Genomic DNA, 15,033 nt, shown 5'->3' on the forward strand with positions numbered 1-15,033 from the left:
CGGCCGGGCCTACTTCTTGTCCGCGCTCGAATCCGCCGACAGGGCCGCGACGAAGGCCTCCTGCGGCACGTCCACCCGACCGATGGACTTCATGCGCTTCTTGCCCTCCTTCTGCTTCTCCAGCAGCTTGCGCTTACGGCTGATGTCGCCGCCGTAGCACTTGGAGAGCACGTCCTTGCGGATCGCGCGGATGTTCTCACGGGAGATGATCTTCGCGCCGATCGCCGCCTGGATCGGGACCTCGTACTGCTGGCGCGGGATGAGCTCCTTGAGCTTGCCCGTCATCTTGTTGCCGTAGGCCTGCGCGTAGTCCCGGTGCACGATCGCCGAGAACGCGTCCACCGCCTCGCCCTGGAGCAGGATGTCGACCTTGACCAGGTCCGCCGCCTGCTCGCCGGCCTCCTCGTAGTCCATCGACGCGTAGCCCTTGGTGCGGGACTTCAGCGAGTCGAAGAAGTCGAAGATGATCTCGCCCATCGGCATGACGTAGCGCAGCTCGACACGGGTCTCGGACAGGTAGTCCATGCCCTTCATCTCGCCGCGCTTGGACTGGCACAGCTCCATGACCGTGCCCACGTACTCGCTGGGGACGATGATGGTGCACTTGACGATCGGCTCGAAGATCTCGCGGTGCTTGCCCTCGGGCCAGTACGACGGGTTGGTGACCTGGTGCTCGGAGCCGTCCTCCGCGACCACGCGGTACACCACGTTCGGCGCGGTGGAGATGAGGTCGAGGTTGAACTCGCGCTCCAGCCGGTCCCGGGTGATCTCCATGTGCAGCAGTCCGAGGAAGCCGCACCGGAAGCCGAAGCCCAGCGCGACGGAGGTCTCCGGCTCGTAGTCCAACGACGCGTCGTTGAGCTGCAGCTTGTCGAGCGCGTCACGCAGCACCGGGTAGTCGGACCCGTCGATCGGGTACAGGCCGGAGAAGACCATCGGGTTGGGTTCGGCGTACCCCGCCAGCGGCTCCTCCGCCCCACCGCGGGCGCTGGTGATCGTGTCGCCGACCTTGGACTGACGGACGTCCTTGACGCCGGTGATCAGGTAGCCGACCTCGCCCGGTCCGAGCCCCTTCGTGGCCTTGGGCTCCGGCGAGATGATGCCGACCTCGAGCGCCTCGTGGGTCGAGCCGGTCGACATCATCTTGACCTTCTCACGCGGGGTGAGGGTGCCGTCGAACACGCGCACGTAGGTCACGACGCCGCGGTAGGTGTCGTACACCGAGTCGAAGATCATCGCGCGCGCCGGGGCGTCCGGATCGCCCACCGGCGCGGGGACCTTCTCGCACACCCTGTCCAGCAGCGCCTCGACGCCCATGCCGGTCTTGCCCGACACCCGCAGCACGTCGTCCGGCTCGCACCCCACGATGTGGGAGATCTCCTCGGCGAACCGGTCCGGGTCGGCGGCCGGCAGGTCGATCTTGTTGAGCACGGGGATGATCTCGAGGTCGTTCTCCATGGCCAGATAGAGGTTGGCCAGGGTTTGCGCCTCGATCCCCTGCGCGGCATCGACCAGCAGGATCGCGCCCTCACACGCCTCGAGCGCGCGGGAGACCTCGTAGGTGAAGTCCACGTGGCCCGGGGTGTCGATCATGTGCAGGACGATCTCCTCGCCCTCGTGCGCACCGGAACGGGGCACCCACGGCAGGCGCACGTTCTGCGCCTTGATGGTGATGCCGCGCTCGCGCTCGATGTCCATGCGGTCGAGGTACTGGGCGCGCATCAGCCGCTCCTCGACCACACCGGTGAGCTGCAGCATGCGGTCGGCGAGCGTCGACTTGCCGTGGTCGATGTGGGCGATGATGCAGAAGTTCCTGATCCTGGCGGGATCGGTGAACGTCGTCTCTGCGAAGTTGGGAATCTCGATCACTCCTCGGGCGGGCCCGGGCGTGGCTGGGTACGGTCCGACCGGGCGATCACCCCATTGTCACACGCTCGTGGCGCGAACACCCATCACGTACCGGCCCGTGGGGATCGCGTCCACGGCGCCCTCGTCGAGGAACCGAGCGGTGGAGGCGGTCATGGCTTGAATGTTGGCTGCCATTCGGGCGTCGTCACCGGGAGCGCCGAAGAACACCCCGAGATCGGTCGCGGCCTCGACGGGGAACACCTCCTCGACGATCGCGGCGATCTGCGGGGCGTCGTCGGTGAGCGCCCGCACCACCACGTGCTGGATGTACCCGGAAGTCGACTGGGTCTCGATCGCGACCTCGGTGTGCTCCTCGAGCCAGGTGTGCAGCCACTGCTCGCGCCCGATCCGGTCCGGTCGGCGCAGGAACGCCATCTGGGCCATGCCCTCGCACCGCTCGCCCTCCGTGGGGTCCGCGACGGGCAGCGGCTCGGACGCGGTCACCGACCACGCGGATACGGGCCCGATCGCGCGCAGGCCGTCCAGCAGGTCCGCCAGGGCCGACGCCGAGGCGACCGGTACGCGTGCCCGGACCACCGCGAGCACGGGCCGCTCCGTGACCTGCACGCTGATGAGGGCTCCCGCCACCGCCTCGTCACGCACGTTGACCACGTACCGCTGCACCCCGAGCGCGGCCAGCGGCCCCTCGACGGCCTCGCCGATCCGCGACCGCAACCGCGCCGGGTCCGCGTCGACCGCGTCCGGACCCTCTGTCCACACCACCGCGCACACCATGTCCATAAGAACCGATCTTAATCCCGGCCGGACGGGGGTACGTCGTTATCCTGATCCCCATGGCTATCGACTGGGCCCGGGTGGGTCGAACGGCGGTGCGGGTGGGCCGCAGGTACGGACCGACCGTCGCGCGCGAGGTGCGCCGACGCCTGGACGACGGTGGGGCCTCCCCCGCCCTGTCCCGGAAGATCGCCGAGGGCCGTCCCGCCACCACCGTCACGGCTCCCACCTCGAGCCGGGCCCGCAGGATCGCCTACACGCCCGACCTCGACGGCCAGGCCGACCCCGGCGAGATCGTGTGGACCTGGGTCGAGTTCGAGGAGAACGACGGCCGCGGCAAGGACCGGCCGGTCCTGGTGGTGGGACGCGACGGTGACCGTCTCCTCGGCCTCCAGCTCTCCTCGCAGGACTCCCGGGACGACGACGAGGGATGGCTCGGGCTCGGATCGGGCCCCTGGGACTCCGAGGGCCGACCGAGCTGGGTACGCCTCGACCGCGTGCTGGACGTCCCCGAGCAGGGCATCCGACGCGAGGGCGCGATCTGCCCGCGGCCGAAGTTCGACGCGGTAGCCGATCGGCTCCGCGCCGACTACGGCTGGCGCTGACCGCAGCGGAACCGACCACGGGCGGAGCCGACTAGGGCTGGAGCCGGCGCCGATAGTCACGGGCCGAGAGCCCGAGGGTGGACCGGAAGTCCGCCGCCAGGTGCGACTGGTCGGCGTACCCGAGCTCGGCGGCGACACGCGCGACGGTCAGCCCGGGGTCCTCGCGCAGGCGCAGTGCCGCCTCCTGCAGTCGGTACCGCCTGATGATCCGCAGCGGCGACAGCCCGATGTACTCCTTCGCCAGCCGCTGCAGCGCCCTGGTGGACAAGCCCATCTCGCGGGCCAGATGCTCTACCCCGACGATCCCCGGAGTGGACTCGACGATCTCGATCATCCGGTCGGCGAGCCCCGCCCCCTCGGAAATCGGCTCCGCACGGCGCGAGACCCCGGCCCACCAGTCCGACATCACCCGCGCGGCCACCCCGCTGTCGCCCGCGTTCATGCACTCGGCGACCCCTGCCGCCAGGGCGGGGTCGGGGAAGTCGACCTCGTGGTCCACGATCCCGGCGGGGGCGAACCCGAGCGCGGCCAGCCCCGCGGACCGAAGCAGCACGCCGAACGCCCACCCCCGGCCCGCCAGTTCCCGCGCGGAGGCCGCCGTGGTCGGCCCGGACAGAGTGATCCCCTCCGGCCCCACGACGAGGTTCGACGCCGGGAACGGCAGGACCGACTGCGTGGACACCATCCCGTCCGGCAGGTCCCACCGCGCGATCCAGTACCAACGCGCCAGGTGGGCCGACCCCGCCGGCACCTCCCGCCGATGGAAGCTCGGGAGCGCGTCGGGGAAGAGAATGCCCCGCGCGTCGTCGAGATCACCCATCCCGTGCCCCGATCCGTCAGGAGACCGTCCGTCGCAAATCTACAAGTCGGCACGGGGTTCACGCTCCTAATGTCGGCTCCATGACCACACCGAACGAACCGGCCGGCGCGACCGGCGAGTACACGACCGACGGGGTCCCGCACGGACGGACCAGCCTGACCCCGTTCCTGGCACTGCGTGATCCCGCCGGGGCGCTCCGCTTCTACTCCGAGGCGTTCGGGGCGACGATCTGCGGGGTGACCGAGATGGGCGGGACCGTCGTCCACGCCGAACTCGACTTCGGCCACGGCCGACTCCAGCTCGGCGGCGTCGGTGCAGCGTACGGTCTCGTCCCCATGCCCGACGGCGACGACGACTGCTACTCGCTGGGGCTCTACTGCAGCGACGTCGACGGCGTCGTGGCCAGGGCGGTCGCGCTCGGCGCGGCGATCCGCGAGGAGACCACGACGTTCGTCTCCGGTGATCGCTACGCGTCTCTCCGCGATCCGTTCGGCGTGCGCTGGTCCGTCATGACCCGGGTCGAGGATCTCTCCGACGCGGAGAGTGACCGACGGGTGGCAGAATGGGCCGCGTCGCAGTAGCAGCACCAACGTCGTCCTACGTTTTGGCCGGTGACACCCCCGCTGGTAAAGTGGGCCGTCGGTGTCCACCGGAGCACGTTGTGCACGTGTCCGCGCGGACGAGACGACAAGACATCCGATCGGCGGGATCCCCTCGTGGAGCCGTCGACACACGACAAAAAGGTGTGACGAGTGGCCAACATCAAGTCCCAGATCAAGCGGAACCTCACCAACGAGCGCAACCGCCTCCGTAACCAGTCGACCAAGTCGGGCCTGCGTTCCGCGATCCGCAACCTGCGTGAGGCCACCGCGGCCGGCGACAAGGAAAAGGCCGGCGCCCTGCTCGTCGCCACCTCGCGTCAGCTCGACAAGGCCGCCAGCAAGGGTGTCATCCACCCGAACCAGGCCGCCAACAAGAAGTCGGCGCTCACCAAGGCCGTCAACAGCCTCTGAGAACCCCGGTTCCTCCCCTGACCGGGAGGTACCCAGCCCCGCGTCCGCCGAACTGACGTGATGTGGCTCCGAGGGCCCACCCGCACCGCGTGCGAGGTGGGCCCTCGTCGTATGTGCGGCCCGCGCGGCCCGACGTGGTCCCCGCCTCCGGCGGTAGACGGACGGGCCCGGTCAGCCGGCCGACGCCAGTGACCCGACCGCGCGGACGGCCCGCTCGAGCGCGTAGGACGTGTCCTCCGCCTGTCCCTTGACCTCGCCGTTGAGCCGGGCGACGATCTGCAACGCGCTGCCGAGAGTATCGATCGACCAGAACCGGGTCTGGGCGGTCACCTTCTTGACCTTCCAGGGCGGCAGGCCCTGTCGGGCCAGATCCGCCGGCGGCACTCCCCGCTGGGTGCCGACCAGGGCGACGGAGTTCACCGCGTCCGCCAGGGCATCGGCGAGCACGACGTGCGGGACCCCGGTGTGCATGGCCCACTCCAGCGCCTCGATCGCACCGGCCACGTCCCCGGTGACCGCGCGTTCGGCCACGGTGAAGCCGCTGACCCCCACGACTCCCGAGTGGTAGCGCCGCACCGCCTCGACGTCGACCTTGCCGCCGGTGTCGGCCACGAGTTGACCGCACGCCGACGCCAATTGCCGCAGGTCGGTTCCCACCGCCTCCACCAGGGCTTCACACGCCTCGGGGGCGACCCGCACGCCGAGAGTCCGGAACTCTGCGCGGACGAACCCGACCACGTCCATGTGTCGGGTGAGCTTGCCCGCCGCGTGCTCCTCGGCCCCCGCCTTGCGCAGGTCCGCCACCAGCGCCTTGGCCCGGCCACCACCCGTGTGCTGGACGACCAGGACCGTCTCGGGGGGCAGATCGCGGGCCGCGCCGAGGACCGCGGACTGGGCGTCCTTGCCCAGTTCCGCCGCACCCGTGATCACCACGACGCGGGCCTCACCGAACAGGGACGGCGAGAGCAACTCGAACAGCTGCGGAGCGGTGACCTCGGGCCCACCGAGCCTGGAGACCACCGGCGGGTCCTGCCCGGTGGGGGTCGAGGCCCGCACCGTCGAGACGATGCCCGTGGTGGCGCGTTCGGTGAGAAACTCGTCCTCGCCCAACACCAGATGCAACACAGCCGGTGCGGACCCCGATGCCATGGGCGCTCCTCGTCGTCGTCGTTCTCGTCCCCGTCATCGTGCCACGTCGCACCGACAGGCCCGCACCACCACCGCACGCCGACCGGTCGACCTGGCCCGGCCCGCGTCGTATCTTCGTGGCCACGACGCAGTCCGACCGCGCGGTACCCGCTCGGGCCCACCCCGGTGCGCGGTGTCGCAACAGACGCGAAGGGAAGTCATGAGCGAGAACCAGGACACCAACACCGAGACGACGGACCAGCTGACGTTCCAGAACCCGGCCACCCGCTACCCCTCCATCGAACCGCCGGTCCAGCACCAGGACGAGCCTGGGCTGGACGCGCACCTCGAGCCCAAGGCGGACCTCGGCGAACACTCCTACCGCGGAACCGGCAGGCTCACCGGCCGCAAGGCGCTCATCACCGGCGGCGACTCCGGGATCGGCGCGGCCGTGGCGATCGCCTTCGCGCGCGAGGGCGCCGACGTGGCCATCCACCATCTGCCCGACGAGGAACCCGACGCCCGGGCGGTCGCCGAGATCATCGAACGCGAGGGCCGCACCGCCGCGCTCATCCCCGGAGACCTCACCGACCGCGCGTTCTGCGACGGCCTCGCGGACACCGCCGTCGAGCGGCTCGGCGGCCTCGACATCCTCGTCAACAACGCTGGCAAGCAGGTCGTCGCCCCCGCGCTCGAAGATCTGCCCGACGACCAGCTCACCGACACCTTCGAGGTCAACATCGTAGGGATGTTCAGGGTGACCAGGGCCGCGCTGCGCCATCTCCGGCCAGGGTCCACGATCATCAACACCACCTCGGTGGTGGCCTACATGGCGCCGCCGAACCTGCTGGACTATGCGTCCACCAAGGCGGCGATCAACAACTTCACCAAGGGGCTGGCCCAACAGCTCGCCCCCAAGGGCATCCGCGTCAACGCCGTGGCGCCCGGCCCGATCTGGACGCCTCTACAGGTGTCCGACGGGCAGCCCAAGGACGAACTGCCCGAGTTCGGCAAGTCCACCCCGCTCGGTCGCGCCGGGCAGCCCACCGAACTCGCGCCCGCCTACGTGTTCCTGGCCTCGCCCGAGTCCAGCTACGTTCTCGGCGAGACGCTCGCGGTCACCGGCGGGATGCCCACCCCGTAGCGGGGATACGGTGCCGCCGGCGGGATACTGGACGCGTGGACCTGTCACCCGACGCCGTGCGCCCCCGGCTCGGGAACGTGGTGTCCGGAGCCGCCCCCGACGTGTCGCTCCGACGATGACCGGAGTGGTCCTCGCCGCGGGCGCCGGCCGACGATTCGGCGGCCCCAAGGCACTCGTCGACTTCCGCGGCGCCCGGTTGATCGACCGCGCCGTGCGGCTCCTCCACGCGGGCGGGTGCGAGCGGGTCGTGGTGGTCAGTGGCGCCGTCGAACTCGCCGTTCCGGACGCGGAGGTGGTGCACAACCCGGACTGGGAGACCGGCATGGGCTCCTCGCTCCGTGTCGGGCTCACGGCGGTCGGGGGTGAGGACGCGGTGGTCGTGCCCGTCGACATGCCGTGGCTGGGCCCGGAGTCGATCCGTCGGGTCCTCGCCGCCGACGCATCGCTGGCGATCGCCACCTACGGCGGGGTCCGCGCCCACCCAGTCCTCCTCGGCGCGCCCCACCACCCAGGGATCATCGCCTCGGCGGTCGGGGACGCGGGCGCCCGCCACTACCTGCGAGAACACTCCCACCTCGTCGCCGAGGTGCCGTGCGACGACACGGGCTCGCCCCGCGATGTCGATCATCCCCGCGACCTGGAATCGGACGGCGACCCGCCGCGTGGTCACTGATCGACCGACCGGCGCCACCGCGGGCCGCCGGGGGCCCGTGCGGTGGGATCACCCGGTCGGGTGCGCCTACTCTCGATCACCCGGGACCTTCCCACCGCGGGCCGCCCGACCGTGGATCGAGAGGACGCACACGTGACGACGACTCAGGCCGACGCCACCGATCCCCACGAGGTGGCGCGTCGCGTCTTCGGCTGGGACGATCTGCGCCCACTGCAGGCCGAGGCCATCCAGGCGGCGGTCGGCGCCCGTGACGTGGTGGCGGTGCTTCCGACCGGGTACGGGAAATCGGCGATCTACCAGCTCGCCGGGATCATGGCGGGCGGGCCGTGCATCGTGGTCTCGCCCCTCATCGCGCTGCAGTCCGACCAGTGCGAGGGGCTGAACTCGTACGCGGACTCCGCACCCACCCGATCGCTGGCGATCAACTCCTCGATGGGCGCTCGACAGCAGGCGGAGGCCTGGGACGAGGTCGTCGCCGGGCGCGTCCACTTCGTGTTCCTCACCCCCGAGCAGCTGGCCAAACGGGAGGTCCTCGACCGGATCCGCGAGGCCGGCCCGAGCTTCCTGGTGGTCGACGAGGCGCACTGCGTCTCCGCCTGGGGCCATGACTTCCGACCCGACTACCTGCGACTCGACGTGGCCCGCCACCGAATGGGGTCGCCCACCGTCATCGCACTCACCGCCACCGCCTCGACCCCGGTGCGGGAGGAGATCGTCGAGCGGCTCGCCATGACCGATGCCCTGGTACTGGCCGGCGGGTTCGATCGCCCGGAGCTGCACCTCGCGGTGCGACGGCACGTCGAGGACGCGACCAAGCAGGACGCGGTCGTGGACAGGGCCGTCGAACTCCACGGCCCCGGGTTGGTCTACACCGCCACCCGCCGGTCCACCGAGGAGTACGCGGAACGGATCGCCGCACGAGCGGCCGACGCAGATCGCCCGCTGAGGGTCCGTGCCTACCACGCCGGGCAGAAGTCGGCAGAGCGAGAGGACACCCTGGGCGCCTTTCTCGCCGGCGAACTCGACGTGGTGGTGGCGACGAGCGCGTTCGGGATGGGAATCGACAAGGAGGACGTGCGCTTCGTCCTCCACGCCGACATCCCCGATTCGCTCGACACCTACTACCAGGAGACCGGCCGGGCGGGCCGCGACCGCGAGTCGGCGACGATCGAGCTGCACTACCGCAGCGAGGACCTGGGGTTGCGCAGCTTCTTCTCGTCCCACAGCGCGGACGAGGAGGTCATCCGGGCCGTCGTCAAGCACCTGCGACGGGCGGAGGGCCCGGTGCGGCTGAGCCAGTTGAAGAAGTCCCTCGACGTCGGCGCGAAACGCGTCACGGGCGCGGTCAACCTCCTCGAGGCCGCGGCCGTCGTGGGGTCGGGGCGCAAGGGATTGGAACTCGTAGACGACCTGCGGCCCAAGGAGGCGGTCGAGCGGGCCGAGGTGACGTCGGAGATGTTCGAGCGGATCGACCGGTCGCGGATCGAGATGATGCGCGGATACGCCGAGACCGACGGGTGCCGCCGCCAGTTCCTGCTCGGTTACTTCGGTGACGAGCTCGCGGACCCGTGCGGCAACTGCGACACCTGCGACGCCGGCACCGCGGTCGACCTCACCCACGACGCGGCGGACTTCCCCCTACAGTCCGCCGTGGTGCACCGTGAGTGGGGGTCGGGGATCGTCATGAGCGTCGAGGACGACCGACTCACCGTGTTCTTCGAGGAACAGGGCTACCGGACGCTGTCGCTCGACCTCGTGCGCGACCAGGAGCTGCTCACCCGGGCGTGACCGGCGGTGAGCCCGGTAGTCCGGCCACGAAGCCGGCGACCGTGTCGAGCCACCACAGCGCCGGCGCGCACGCCGCGGCGAGCAGGACCGCCCCGCTCTCCCACACCGGGCCGAGTGCAGCGGCCGCCGTACCGAGCACCGTGACCAGAGGAACCGCGGGGGCCACGGCGATGTTCGCCGGCAGGGCCCAGGGACCCGCGCCGAGGCCCGAGGCCGCCAAGACCGGCAGCGTCGCCAGGTGTGCCACGACGCAGACCGCCAGGACGTCGGCGACCGTGTCCGGCATCCACTCTCGACGCATCCGCAGCGCCACGGGCCTGGCCGCGACCACCAGCGCAGCGGTCGCGGAGACCGACAGGACGAAGCCCGCACCCGTCGCCGTGGAAGGGTCGAGCAGCGCGACGAGCAGGACCACCGCGCCCAGCGCGGCCAGCGGACGGCCGGTGCGGTGCGCACCCATCGCCGCCAGACCGATGGCCCCGGTTCCGGCGGCGCGGAGAACAGCCGGCTCCGGACCGACCACGGCCACGAACCCGGCCAGTCCGACCCCCGCGGCCACGATGCGCCCGCGGCGACCGACCCCCAGGGCGGCAGCCGCGAGCAATACCGCCCCCACGACGTAGGTGGTGTTCGCGCCCGAGACCGCCGCGAGGTGAGCCAGACCGGAGGCCCGGAACTCGTCCCGGGTCTCGGTGGACACCCCTCCCTCGTCGCCGAGGACGAACGAGGGCAGCAAGCCCGCGGCCTCTCCCTCGAGCGCCCGGTCCGATACGGTCCGGAGCTTCTCCCGCACCGCCGCCGGAACCCGGCCGGTCCACCCCGGTGGACCCGTCACCCGGGGAGCCGACAGCGCCCGGAGTGCGGGCGGTTCCCCGGCGGAGCGGGGCTCGAGGACCGCCACCGAGGCCTGCACCCGGGTGCCCGGCGGGAGCCCGCTCCACCCGTTCCGGGCGAGCAGCACCACGTCCAGCTGTGCTTCCCGGGCGGAGGTTCCCGACCCCGTGACCTCCACGCGGACCGGCACCATCACGCCTCCGGTGCGGACCGGCCGGTCGAAACCCGTCACCACCGCCCGTACCCCGGTCCGGCCGCCCACCGACTCGATCAGAGGGTGCGCGGCGAGGGCGTGGACCCGTGCCGCCTGGACCCCCGCTGCAACCGCGCCCACCGCACACGCCAGCGCCAGCACGGCCAGCGCGGTGCGGTCGAGCTGCGCACGCGTACCGGGGCCGGGGCGGGTTCCGATCGCGACCGACCACAGCACGGCCACCCCGGCGGCCACCGCCAGCACCACGCCGACAGCGGCGGCCTCGGCGGGGCGAACGGCCCCTGCCACCCAGGTCGCCGCGAACACCGCCAGGGTCGGGATGACCAGCCTGAGATCCCGCGCCGCCGGGGTCCTCCGCTCGGACGATCCATCCCGGTCCGTCACACCGTGACCAGTGGCCGGAGCCGCGCGAGGGTCGCCGGGCCGATGCCGTCGACCTCGACCAGCTGGTCCACGCTGGTGAACGATCCGTTCGCGGCTCGCCACGCGAGGATCGATGACGCGGTCACCGGCCCCACTCCCGGCAGCGATTCGAGCGCTGCGGCGTCAGCGGTGTTCAGGTCGACCAAACCGCCACCCGGCGCCGGGCCCGAGCCGCCTCCCCCGGGCGCGCCGGCCCCCGGCGCTCCCGGGCCCGGACCTGGGCCTGGGCCTGCGCCTGGGCCCGGGCCGATGATGTCACTGCGCGGGCCTCTCGGCCCGTCCGGCCCGGGGGCCGACCCGACGAGGATCTGTTCCCCGTCGGCGACCTTGCGTGCCAGGTTGAGCCCGTCGCGATCCCCGCCGTCCAGGACCCCGCCCGCACTGTCGAGCGCGTCGGCGACGCGCGCGCCCGGCGCGAGGGTGACGAGCCCGCTGCGCCCGACCAGTCCGACGACGGAGACGACGACGGGTTCGTCAGCGGACACCGGATCCGCACCAGCGCGCCCCGGGGGCTGCGACGGGCCCCGGGGGGTGGTGCCGTCCTCGGCGACCGTCTCCCCCACCGTGGCCATCGGCAGGTCGGGAACCGGTGGCCCGTCCGGGACCGACGAGAGCAGCCGGTGCACGGAGAATGCGCCGAGCCCCAGCACGAGCACGACCAGCACCACCCCGGCGAGCCGGTCGGGCGCCCACCGGATGCGCCCCCACCATGGCGGGTCGGCCCAGGCGGCCGCATCGACACTCCGGGGCGGGAGCCGCTCGGGCCTGTCCCCGGCAGGGTCGGGATCAGCCCAGGGCACGGCCGCCGACCGGTCGGGCCGGTCGGATTCGCCACCCGCCGACGGAAGACCGCCACCGGGGGCCGGTCGTCGATCCTCCGGGGGGTCGCGGTGCGCGCCCTGCGTCGAGAGCGCACTGGTCAGCCGATGCAGGGCGGCTGCCCGCGCCGGGTCCCGGTGGGAGTCGACGGGGCCGTCGGACCGGGCCCGGGTCTGGGTTCGCATGGCGCGAAGCTAGCCCGGAACATCCTCCGCGACGCCCCGGAATGCGGCCGTCAGTCCGGTACCTGTGGAGAGGGGGGAGGGATGGGGAATGCGGTGTCGACCAGGTCCGTCACCGAGACCCCCACTGTTCCCGGACCCAGGTGCCAGGCGAGGACCTCGTCGAACTCGACGATCATGACCCGCTCCGGGAACTGGGTCTCCTTGCGGATCTCGGTGGCCATCTCCTCGGCCCGTTCTCGAGCCTCGTGGTGGTGGACCACCACCAGCACGTCACCGCGGGCCACGTCGTCACGCAGGAGGGTCCGCAGTCGCGCGTGCGCCTTGGAGGTGGTGCGGGCCTTGGCTGCCAGGTCGACCGAGCCGGACCGCAACACGATCACCGGGCGCATGGACAAGGCGCTACCGAAGAGCGCGGCGAGCGCACTGATCCGGCCGCCTCTGCGCAGGTTCTCGAGTGACTCCAGGGCGGCGTATGTCGAGGCGCCCCGGCAGAGCCGCTCGGCGAGTTCGTAGGTCGCGGACAGTCCGAGGCCGTTCTGCGCCGCCCAGGCGCACTGCGCGACGGCCGCACCGAACGCCATGCCGGCTCCGCGGGAATCGGAGACCAGGACCCTGCCCCCGAACCTGGTCGCGGCATCGGCGGCCGACTGCCAGGTGCGCGAGAGCCCGCGGGACAGGTGCACCGACACCACGCCGGTGCAGTCGGGATCCGCGAGCAGTTCCTCGTAGATCTCCGCCAGTTCGTCGGGTGTGACCGCGGCCGTGGACACCGCCCGGTCGTTCTCCTCCACGACGTGCAGACCCACCACCGTGATGCCGAACTCGCGGACCCACCCGGCCGGCAGGTCCGCGCTGGAGTCGGTGACCAGTAGGATCGTCATGACACGTCCACCGGAGGTGTGATCCCGGCGTTCCACTGATCCAGGCGCCACAGGACACCTCGGGCGGCCTCGGTGGTGGGTCCGATCCCGGGTTCCGCTACCCGCCCCGCCCCACCCTCGGGGCGGACGTGGGCGGACAGCTGCACCCAGCACGTGTTGCCCAGTCCGTTGAACACCGGGTACTGCTCCACCGGCAGTTCGAGCAGCGACGCGGTCAGGGCCGCGATCGCGCCGCCGTGGGCGACGATCACGGCGGGATGCTCGCTCCAGTCGGGCGACGACTCGACCAGCTCGTCGACGACCGCACGGGTCCGCCGGGCCACGTCCAGACGGCTCTCCCCCTCCGGCGGTGACCACTGGGGGTCGCTGCGCCAGTGGACCCGGGCGTCAGGCCACTGCGCGTCGACCTCGGAGTGACTCATCCCCTGCCAGGTGCCCAGGTGCGTCTCGCGCAGCCTCGGGTCGGTCCGGACGTCCACCCCCACCTCGGAGGCCAGTGCCCTCGCCGTCTCGTGCGCCCGCTGCAGGTCCGAGGACAGGATCGTCCACGGACGACGGGACGCCAACACGCGACCGACGGCGTGCGCCTGCCGCACCCCCAGCTCACTGAGCTCGGTGTCCAGCTGACCCTGCATCCGCAGGGACGCGTTGTAGTGCGTCTGGCCGTGACGCAGGAGGATGAGACGTCGGGTCACCGAGTAGGTCAGAGCTCCTGATCCCGCTGGGGCTCCTCCGGCGCGAGCGAATCGTCGGCGCGACCGGCGGCGTCATCGGACCGGCGCGACGTCTCGACGCCCTCGATCTCGACGAGCGGGCAGTCCTTCCACAGGCGGTCGAGCGAGTAGTAGTCGCGCTCGTCGACATGCTGGACGTGCACGACCAGCTCGTTGTAGTCGAGCAGCGCCCAGCGTCCCTCGCGCGTGCCCTCACGACGCAGCGGCTTGTGGCCGGCCTCGCGCAGCTTGTCCTCGATCTCGTCGACGACGGAGTTGACCTGCCGCTCCGTATCGGCGGACGCCAGGACGAAGCAGTCGGTGATGATGAGCTGGCCGGAGACGTCGATGACGGCGATGTCGGTCGCCAGCTTGTCGTCGGCGGCGCGGGCCGCGATGGCGGCCATCTCAAGGGCCTCGGGGCTTGCGGTCACTTGGGGTTCTCCTCGGGGTGGGGATCGGTGGGGACGGGCACCCGGTGTACCGGGGCCGTCGCTGCGGGGGTGCCGTCCAGGCGGGTGGAGCCCTCGGGCCGGTAGAGATTACGTTTCGCTATGTACTGCACGACACCGTCCGGCACGAGGTACCACACGGGCGCGTCCTCGGCCGCGCGGCGTCGGCACTCCGTGGAAGAGATGGCCAGGGCGGGGATCTCGAGCAGGTGGACGCGCCCGTCCCTGATCTCGGTGAGGTGCGTGTCCGACAGTTCGAACCCGGGCCGGGAGACCCCGACGAAGGTGGCGAAGTCGAACATCTCCTCCCAGCCGCGCCACGTGAGGATCTTCTCCAGCGCGTCGGCTCCCGTGATGAAGTACAGATCGGTGTCCGGGTGCTGGCGCAGCAGGTCCTTGAGCGTATCGAGCGTGTAGGTCGGTCCGTCTCGGTCGATGTCGACGCGACTGACCGAGAAGCGCGGGTTGGAGGCCGTGGCGATGACGGTCATCAGGTAGCGGTCCTCGGCCGGGGACACCTCGCGGCCCCGCTTCTGCCACGGCTCGCCGGTGGGGACGAACACCACGTCGTCGAGATCGAACCGGTGTGCCACCTCACTGGCCGCGACGAGGTGACCGTGATGGATGGGATCGAAGGTCCCGCCCATCACTCCGACGCGGCGCCGTGCGCCGCCGGTGGTCCCCGTCGTGGTCATGGT

Annotated in this window: 16 protein-coding genes; 6 read left to right on the plus strand and 10 right to left on the minus strand. The window is 71.5% G+C overall.

Features of this window, described 5'->3' with window-relative positions; all coding sequences use genetic code 11:
* Positions 1 to 9 precede the first annotated feature (9 nt).
* Both lepA and L8M95_RS14350 read right to left on the minus strand, forming a co-directional pair.
* On the minus strand, positions 10 to 1,869 hold the full coding sequence (gene lepA, locus L8M95_RS14345; RefSeq protein ID WP_260486769.1) for a translation elongation factor 4: 1,860 nt from the start codon (positions 1,867 to 1,869) through the stop codon (positions 10 to 12).
* Positions 1,870 to 1,926: 57 nt separating this feature from the next.
* Positions 1,927 to 2,649 (minus strand): hypothetical protein, encoded by a 723-nt coding sequence (locus L8M95_RS14350; RefSeq protein WP_260486770.1) that lies wholly within the window; start codon positions 2,647 to 2,649, stop codon positions 1,927 to 1,929.
* Between the two features lie 53 nt (positions 2,650 to 2,702).
* Here L8M95_RS14350 and L8M95_RS14355 point away from each other — a divergent pair, with 53 nt between their 5' ends.
* Positions 2,703 to 3,248: a type II toxin-antitoxin system PemK/MazF family toxin gene (locus L8M95_RS14355; RefSeq protein WP_260486771.1), complete on the plus strand. Its 546-nt coding sequence runs from the start codon at positions 2,703 to 2,705 to the stop codon at positions 3,246 to 3,248.
* A gap of 31 nt (positions 3,249 to 3,279) precedes the next feature.
* On the opposite strand, the gene L8M95_RS14360 is transcribed toward L8M95_RS14355, so the two are convergent.
* Entirely contained in the window at positions 3,280 to 4,068 is a 789-nt protein-coding gene (locus L8M95_RS14360) for a helix-turn-helix domain-containing protein (RefSeq protein ID WP_260486772.1), read from the minus strand.
* An 80-nt stretch (positions 4,069 to 4,148) separates the two neighbouring features.
* Between L8M95_RS14360 and L8M95_RS14365 the strand changes: the two genes are divergently transcribed.
* A complete protein-coding gene (locus L8M95_RS14365; protein ID WP_260486773.1) occupies positions 4,149 to 4,649 on the plus strand; it encodes a glyoxalase/bleomycin resistance/extradiol dioxygenase family protein in 501 nt (166 codons plus the stop codon).
* Between the two features lie 171 nt (positions 4,650 to 4,820).
* Positions 4,821 to 5,081 (plus strand): 30S ribosomal protein S20, encoded by a 261-nt coding sequence (rpsT, locus tag L8M95_RS14370; RefSeq protein ID WP_260486774.1) that lies wholly within the window; start codon positions 4,821 to 4,823, stop codon positions 5,079 to 5,081.
* Between the two features lie 171 nt (positions 5,082 to 5,252).
* Here the strand turns inward: rpsT and holA are convergent, their stop codons facing one another.
* On the minus strand, positions 5,253 to 6,230 hold the full coding sequence (holA, locus tag L8M95_RS14375; protein WP_260486775.1) for a DNA polymerase III subunit delta: 978 nt from the start codon (positions 6,228 to 6,230) through the stop codon (positions 5,253 to 5,255).
* 199 nt (positions 6,231 to 6,429) lie between these two features.
* Here holA and L8M95_RS14380 point away from each other — a divergent pair, with 199 nt between their 5' ends.
* From L8M95_RS14380 to L8M95_RS14390, 3 genes are all read left to right on the plus strand, one after another.
* Positions 6,430 to 7,353, plus strand: coding sequence for an SDR family oxidoreductase (locus tag L8M95_RS14380; RefSeq protein ID WP_260486776.1), 924 nt, complete (start codon positions 6,430 to 6,432; stop codon positions 7,351 to 7,353).
* Between the two features lie 115 nt (positions 7,354 to 7,468).
* Entirely contained in the window at positions 7,469 to 8,026 is a 558-nt protein-coding gene (locus L8M95_RS14385; protein ID WP_260486777.1) for an NTP transferase domain-containing protein, read from the plus strand.
* 132 nt (positions 8,027 to 8,158) lie between these two features.
* The gene (locus L8M95_RS14390) at positions 8,159 to 9,814 is read left to right on the plus strand and encodes a RecQ family ATP-dependent DNA helicase (protein ID WP_260486778.1); all 1,656 of its coding nucleotides are present in this window, start codon (positions 8,159 to 8,161) and stop codon (positions 9,812 to 9,814) included.
* Here L8M95_RS14390 and L8M95_RS14395 read toward each other — a convergent pair.
* Genes L8M95_RS14395 through nadD form a run of 6 tightly spaced genes read right to left on the minus strand, consistent with a single transcriptional unit; the run spans position 9,801 to position 15,030 of the window.
* Positions 9,801 to 11,246: a ComEC/Rec2 family competence protein gene (locus L8M95_RS14395; RefSeq protein WP_260486779.1), complete on the minus strand. Its 1,446-nt coding sequence runs from the start codon at positions 11,244 to 11,246 to the stop codon at positions 9,801 to 9,803. The genes L8M95_RS14390 and L8M95_RS14395 overlap by 14 nt on opposite strands.
* Positions 11,243 to 12,289 carry a helix-hairpin-helix domain-containing protein gene (locus L8M95_RS14400; protein ID WP_260486780.1) on the minus strand — a complete coding sequence of 349 codons (1,047 nt, stop codon included), beginning with the start codon at positions 12,287 to 12,289 and terminating at the stop codon, positions 11,243 to 11,245. Before L8M95_RS14400 ends, L8M95_RS14395 begins: the two co-directional genes overlap by 4 nt.
* 50 nt (positions 12,290 to 12,339) lie before the next feature.
* Entirely contained in the window at positions 12,340 to 13,170 is an 831-nt protein-coding gene (locus tag L8M95_RS14405) for a DegV family protein (RefSeq protein WP_260486781.1), read from the minus strand.
* Entirely contained in the window at positions 13,167 to 13,865 is a 699-nt protein-coding gene (locus tag L8M95_RS14410) for a histidine phosphatase family protein (protein WP_260486782.1), read from the minus strand. The genes L8M95_RS14405 and L8M95_RS14410 overlap by 4 nt, the downstream gene beginning before the upstream one ends.
* 8 nt (positions 13,866 to 13,873) lie before the next feature.
* Entirely contained in the window at positions 13,874 to 14,317 is a 444-nt protein-coding gene (rsfS, locus tag L8M95_RS14415; protein ID WP_260486783.1) for a ribosome silencing factor, read from the minus strand.
* Complete coding sequence (gene nadD / locus L8M95_RS14420; RefSeq protein WP_260486784.1) at positions 14,314 to 15,030, minus strand: nicotinate-nucleotide adenylyltransferase; 717 nt, start codon at positions 15,028 to 15,030, stop codon at positions 14,314 to 14,316. The genes rsfS and nadD overlap by 4 nt, the downstream gene beginning before the upstream one ends.
* Positions 15,031 to 15,033 lie beyond the last annotated feature (3 nt).

Origin of the sequence: Dietzia sp. B32, assembly GCF_024732245.1 — a bacterium.
GTDB lineage: Bacteria > Actinomycetota > Actinomycetes > Mycobacteriales > Mycobacteriaceae > Dietzia.